Source organism: Stenotrophomonas sp. PS02297 (genome assembly GCF_029959705.1).
GTDB classification, from domain to species: domain Bacteria; phylum Pseudomonadota; class Gammaproteobacteria; order Xanthomonadales; family Xanthomonadaceae; genus Stenotrophomonas; species Stenotrophomonas nitritireducens.
Map to the genome: position 1 here is coordinate 1 of NZ_JASCOS010000153.1, position 6,878 is coordinate 6,878.

The 6,878-nt window shown below is 68.9% G+C and carries 2 protein-coding genes; both read right to left on the bottom strand.

Annotated elements, in window-relative coordinates; genetic code table 11:
• Positions 1 to 366: 366 nt before the first annotated feature.
• A complete protein-coding gene (locus tag QMX80_RS17580; protein ID WP_055771029.1) occupies positions 367 to 3,489 on the bottom strand; it encodes an efflux RND transporter permease subunit in 3,123 nt (1,040 codons plus the stop codon).
• Positions 3,486 to 6,722 (bottom strand): efflux RND transporter permease subunit, encoded by a 3,237-nt coding sequence (locus tag QMX80_RS17585; RefSeq protein WP_055770845.1) that lies wholly within the window; start codon positions 6,720 to 6,722, stop codon positions 3,486 to 3,488. Before QMX80_RS17585 ends, QMX80_RS17580 begins: the two co-directional genes overlap by 4 nt.
• Between the last annotated feature and the right edge of the window lie 156 nt (positions 6,723 to 6,878).

Genomic DNA, 6,878 nt, shown 5'->3' on the forward strand with positions numbered 1-6,878 from the left:
CTCCAAGACCGGCGGCGGCGCGGGCCCGGCCCGCGCCCGCCGGCCCCCCCCCCGTCCGGCGGAGCGAAGCAATGCTTCGCCTATCTCCGCCGAACCCATGCACGTCGCCCCTCCCGGGGTCTTATCCGTCGGCTCCGTCGCTGCGGAAGGGGGCCGGAAATCAAAAGCCAGAGGCAGCAGCAAAATCACTGGCAACGGCAACGGCAACGGCAACGGCAACGGCAACGGCAACGGCAACGGCAATGGCAATGGCAATGGCAATGGCAATGGCAACGCGTCGCGAATTTCCGTAGCGCCGGGCAACGCCCGGCAGGGACTTTATTGGAAATGCTTCAGCGGGGCGTTGCCCCGCTTTACGGGAGACGATCAGGCCCGCGCGATCCGCCGCTGCCTTTTGCGCTCCCGGCGCCGTGCGCGCCAGTTGCGCCAGTGCTGCTGCAGGCAGGAGAAGATCACATACAGCGCCGGGGTGCTGAGCAGGGTCAGGCTCTGCGAGATCAGCAGGCCGCCGATCATCGCGATACCGAGCGGGCGGCGCAGTTCCGAGCCTTCGCCCAGGCCGATCGCCAGCGGCAGCGCCGCCAGGATCGCCACCATCGTGGTCATCATGATCGGGCGGAAGCGCACGATGCTGGCCTCGCGCACGGCCTCGGCCGGCGACTTGCCGTGCTCGCGCTGCGCCACCAGGGCGAAGTCGATCATCATGATCGCGTTCTTCTTGACGATGCCGATCAGCAGCACCAGTGCGATGGTCGAAATCACCGAAAGATCGGTATTGGTCGCCCACAGCGCCAGCAGCGCGCCCATGCCGGCGGCCGGCAGGGTGGACAGGATCGTCACCGGGTGCACCAGGTTCTCGTACAGCATGCCCAGCACGATGTAGACCGTGGCGATGGCGGCGATGATCAGCATCAGCATCGCGGTCGGGTCCAGCGCCTGGCGGAAGCCGCCGGGTTCGGCCTGGCGGATGTCGCCGGGCATGCGCAGGCCGTCGATGGCCGCCTTGACGATGGCGTCGCCTTCGCCGCTGCTCACGCCGGGGGCGAGGTTGTAGCTCAGGTCCATCACCGTGTACTGGTTCTGGTGGGTCACCTGCGACGGCGCCAGGCCCGGCTCCTGGTGGGCGAAGGCGCTCAGCGGGATCATCTGCCCGCTGCTGGAGCGTACGTACACGTCGTTGATCGCGGCCGGGCTGCCGGTCTGTTCCGGCAGCGCGTTGACCACCACGCCGTACTGGTTGAGGTCGGCGTAGATGGTGGAGATCTGGCGCTGGCCGAAGGCGCCATACAGCGCGCCGTCGATGGAGCCGATGCCCACGCCCAGGCGCGAAGCCTTCTCGCGGTCGATGACGATCCGCTGCATCAGCCCGCCCTTGTCCACGTCCGAACCGACGTCGCGCAGCTTCGGGTTCTGCTTCAGCGCTTCCACCAGCTTCGGCAGCCATTCGGCCAGCTGCGCGGCGTCGTTGCCCTGCAGGGTGACGCGGTTCTGCGCGCCCTGTCCGCCACCGCCGCCGCCGCCATCGGAGGGCAGGTCCTGGATGGCGCGCAGGCGCACGTCCAGGTCGGGGAACTGCGCGGCCTTGGCGCTCAGCCGCGCGACCACCAGGCTGGTGGCCTCGTGCCGGCCCTCGGCCATGGTCTTCAGCTCGATGTTGAACTGCGCGCTGCTGCCCTGGCGGCTGGAACCCAGCCGCGCGCCGACCATCTTCACCGCCGGGTCGGCAAGGAACATGTCGCTCAGGCGTCGCTGGCGCGCGGTCATTTCATTGAAGGACACGGTGGCGCTGGAGCTGGCGCGGCCCCAGATCAGGCCGGTGTCCTGTTCGGGGAAGTTGCCCTTGCCGACCGCGCCGGCGAGGTAGAAGGTGGCCACGATCAGCAGCAGCGGGGTAAGCGCCAGCAGCAGCGCGTGGCGCAGCGAGAAGTCCAGCGCGACCGTATAGACCTTCAGCATGCCGCCGTGCACGTTGTCGAGCAGGCGGTGCATGCGCGACTGGCGCACGTGCGCCTCGTGCGGCTGCAGGAAGCGCGCGCACAGCGCCGGGGTCAGGGTCAGCGACACCAGCGCCGAGACCATGATCGCCGCCACCAGGGTCAGGGTGAACTCGCGGAAGAACGCGCCGAGCATGCCCTGGGCGAAGATGATCGGCAGGAACACCGCGACCAGCGAGGCGGTGATCGAGACGATGGTGAAGCCGATCTCGCGCGCGCCGGCCATCGCCGCCTGCATCCGCGGCATGCCGTCGTCCAGGTGGCGCATGATGTTCTCGATCACCACGATGGCGTCGTCGACGACAAAACCAATCGCGATCACCAGCGCCAGCAGGGTCAGGTTGTTGAGGGTGAAGCCCAGCACCATCATCACCACCGCCGCGCCGGCCAGCGACAGCGGCACGGTCACCGCGGCGATCAGGGTCGGCGCCAGCCGGCGCAGGAACAGCGCCATGGTCAGCACCACCATCGCCAGGCTGATCATCAGGGTGATCTGCACTTCGGCCAGCGAGGCACGGATGGTCGGGGTACGGTCGAAATACGGCGTGAGCGTGGTGCCGGCGTCGAGGTAGCCGGACAGCGCCGGCATTTCCGATTTCACCCTGTCCACGGTCGCCACCAGGTTGGCGCCGCTGCGCAGGTACACGTACATCAGCACGCCGCGCTTGCCGTTGAACCAGGCCGCCTGGAAGGCGTCCTGCTGGCCATCGTAGACGGTGGCGATGTCCTTCAGTCGCACCACGGCGCCGTCCTGGGTGGCGATGGCGACGTTGGCGAAGTCGGCGGCCTTGCGCACCTGGTCGTTGAGGACGATGGCGGTCTGGCTGCTGCCGTCGCTGAGGAAGCCCAGCGGCGAGGCCACGTTGGCCGCGCGCATGGCATTGCGCAGGTCGTCCGGGCTCAGGCCCAGCGCGTTCATCGCGCGCAGGTTGAGGTCCACGCGCACCGCCGGGGTGGAGGCGCCGGCGATGTCCACCTGGGAGACGCCCGGCAGCTGGCGCAGGCGCTGCGCCAGCAGCGAGTCGGCCAGGTTGTAGAGCTCGGCGACGGACTGCGTTTCCGAGGTCAACGACAGCGCGATCACCGGATCGTCGTTGGGGTTGGCCTTCTGGTAGGTCGGCGTGCCGATGCCGGCTGGCAGGTCGGCCATGGCGGCGTTGATCGCCGCCTGCACGTCCTGCGCCGCGGCGTCGATGTCGCGGCTGGTGTCGAACATCAGGAACACCATGCTGCGGCCGTCGCTGCTGCTCGAGCGCATGGTGCTGATGCCCGGCACCTGGCCGAGGTGGCGTTCCAGCGGCGCGGTGACGGTGGCGGCCATGGTGTCGGCGTCGGCGCCGATGTTGCTGGCCTGCACGAAGATCACCGGGATCGACAGGTTCGGCAACGCCGCCACGCCCAATCGCAGGTAGCAGAGCAGGCCGGCGAAGAACAGGCCGATGGCCAGCAGGCTGATGCCGATCGGGCGCTTGATGAAGGGCGCGGAAATGTTCATCCGGCGCGCTTGCCGGCGGCCTGCAGGCGCGCGGCGGCGCGTTGCTCGCGGCGCCGCGCGGCCCATTCGGACAGGCGCTCGAAGTACAGGTAGATCACCGGCGTGGTGTACAGCGTGACCAGCTGCGACAGCAGCAGGCCGCCGACGATGGCCACGCCCAGCGGGCGCCGCAGTTCCGAGCCGATGCCGGTGCCCAGCGCCAGCGGCAGCGCGCCGAGCATGGCCGCCGCGGTGGTCATCATGATCGGGCGGAAGCGCAGCAGGCAGGCACGGCGGATCGCGTCGAAGGCGTTCATGCCGGCGCGCTGCGCGTCCAGCGCGAAGTCGATCATCATGATCGCGTTCTTCTTGACGATGCCGATCAGCAGCACGATGCCGACGATGCCGTCCACCGACAGGCTCATGCCGCACAGGTACAGCGCCAGCAGCGCGCCGACGCCGGCCGGGGGCAGGGTGGAGATGATGGTCAACGGGTGGATCCAGCTCTCGTAGAGCACGCCCAGCACGATGTAGATCACCGCGATGGCGGCCAGCAGCAGCATCACCACGTCGGTCTGGCTGCTGGAGAACTCGGCGGCGGTGCCGACGAACTGCGCCTGCATCTGCTGCGGCAGCTGCAGGTCCGCCACGGCCTTGTTGATCGCCGCAACGCCCTCGGACAGCGAGTAGCCCGGCGCCAGGTTGAAGGAGATCGTCGCCGACGGCAGCTGCTGCTGGTGGCTGACGATCAGCGGCGCGGTGCCCGGCGTGGCGGTGGCGATCGCCGACAGCGGGATGGTGCCGCCGGCACCCAGCGCGATGCCGGTGTTGCTGTTGCCGATGCCGGTGGCGGTGGAGGAGTTGCTGGAACTGACCTGGCCCAGGGTGGTGGCATTGCTGCCGGTCAGCGCGCCGCTGCCGTTGCTGCCGATCGCCAGCTGGTTCATCAGCGCGTCGGAGGTACGGAATTCCGGCGCCACTTCCAGCACCACGCGGTACTGGTTGAGCTGGGTGAAGATGGTGGAGATCTGGCGCTGGCCGTAGGCGTCGTACAGCGTGTCGTCGATGGTCTGCATCGGCACGCCATAGCGGCTGGCCTTGTCGCGGTCCACCTCCACGTGCAGGGCGCGGCCGTTGTTGGCCAGGTTGTTGTCCACGTCGGCCAGCTCGGGCAGGCGGCGCAGCGCGTCGGTGACGCGCGCGGCCTGTTCGGCCAGTTCCCTGCTGTCCATGTCCGACAGCGAGAACTGGTAGGCGGTGGCGGCCACGCGCGTGTCCAGGGTCACGTCCTGCACCGGCTTGAGGTACAGCGCCACGCCGGGGATGTGCGCGGTGGCGGCCTGCAGCCGCGGCAGGATGGCGTCAAGGCTGCCGCGTTCGCTGCGGTCCTTGAGCACGATGTTCAGCTGGCCCTGGTTGAGCGTGGGATTCATCGAGCCGGCGCCGATATAGGCGGCCACGCCGGTCACCGCTTCGTCCTGGCGCAATGCTTCGGCCACGGCGCGGGTACGCTGCTGCATCTGCTCGAAGGCCACGTTCTGGTCGGCGATCACCACGCCGGTGACCATGCCGGTGTCCTGGTCGGGCAGCAGGCCTTTGGGTATCGCGATGTACAGCAGCACGGTCAATGCCACCGAGCCCAGCGCGATGCCCAGCGTCATGCGCTGGTGGCGCAGTACCCAGTCCAGGCTGGACCCGTACAGGTGCACCAGCTTCGACCATGCCGTCGTCCTGCCCTGCGCGGCGGCGCGTTCGTGGGCGTCGTCGCCCTCGGGCAGCGCGTCGGGCTTGAGCAGGTAGGCGCACATCATCGGGGTGAGCGTCAGCGAGATCAGCATCGAGATCGCCACCGCGATCGTCAGCACCCAGGCGAATTCGTGGAACAGGCGGCCGGTCACGCCCGGCATCAGGATCAGCGGCAGGAACACCGCGATCAGCGACACGGTCAGCGACAGCACGGTGAAGCCGATCTCCCGGGCGCCGGTCTCGGCCGCGTCCTGGCCTTCCTTGCCCTGCTCGATGTAGCGCACGATGTTCTCGATCATCACGATCGCATCGTCGACCACGAAGCCGGTGGCCACGGTCAGCGCCATCAGCGACAGGTTGTCCAGCGACATGCCGGCGAAGGCCATCACCCCGAAGGTGCCCAGCAGCGACAGCGGCACCGCCACCGACGGGATCACGGTGGCCCACAGCCGGCGCAGGAACACGAAGATCACCGCCACCACGAGGCAGATGGTGAGGATCAGGGTGAACTGCACGTCGTGCACCGAGGCGCGGATGGTCACCGTGCGGTCGGAGAACACGTCCAGCTTCACGTCCGCCGGCAGCATGTTCTGCAGGCCGGGAAGGATCTGGCGGATGTTCTGTACGGTCTTGACGATGTTGGCGCCGGGCTGGCGCCGCACTTCCAGCAGCACCGCCGGCTTGCCGTCGGCCCAGGCGGCGATCTGGTCGTTCTCCACGCCGTCGACCACGCTGGCCACGTCGCGCAGCCGCACCGGCGCGCCGTTCTTGTAGCGCACGATGATGTCGTTGTAGTCCGAGGCGTCGCTGAGCTGGTCGTTGGTGGACAGCGTGTAGCTCTGGGTCTTGCCGTTGAGCGAGCCCTTGGGCGCGTTGACGTTGGCCTGGGTCAGCGCGCTGCGCAGGTCTTCCAGGGTCATGCCCATGTTGGCCAGCTGCGCCGGGTTGGCCTGGATGCGCACGGCCGGGCGCACGTTGCCGGCGATCGACACCAGGCCGACGCCGTCCACCTGCGACAGGCGCTGCGCCAGCACCGAGTCGGCCAGGTCGTTGACCTCGCGCAGCGGGCGCGTGTCCGAGGCCAGCTTGAGGGTCAGGATCGGCGCGTCGGCCGGGTTCACCCGGTTGTAGACCGGCTGGTACGGCAGCGAGCCGGGCAGGGTGGCCTGGCGGATCGCCGCCTGCACGTCCTGCGCGGCGGTGTCGATGTCGCGCTCCATCGAGAACTGCAGCACGATCGTCGACAGGCCGGCCGAGGAATCGGAGGTCATCAGGTCCAGGCCGGAGATCTGGCCCAGCTGCCGCTCCAGCGGCGTGGTCACCAGCGAGGCCATGGTCTGCGCGCTGGCGCCGGGGTATTGCGTGGTCACCACCAGGCTGGGCGCCTCGATCTCGGGCAGTGCCGAAACCGGCAGGCGCTGGTAGCCGAGGATGCCGAGCAGCATCAGGCCGACCATCAGCAGCGAGGTGGCGATGGGGCGGCGGATGAAGAGAGTCGAGAAGCCCACGGTCGGTTCCTGTGGTGTGAGTGTGCGCGGCGCAGGGCGGTCAGGGCCGGCCCATGCTCCCGCCGCGCGCGTCGCGTGGCCCGCAAGGGGCGCTCACGCATGCGTACATGCCCGGTGGTGCCTGCATCGCGCCGTCGCGCGCCACCTGCAGTGGCG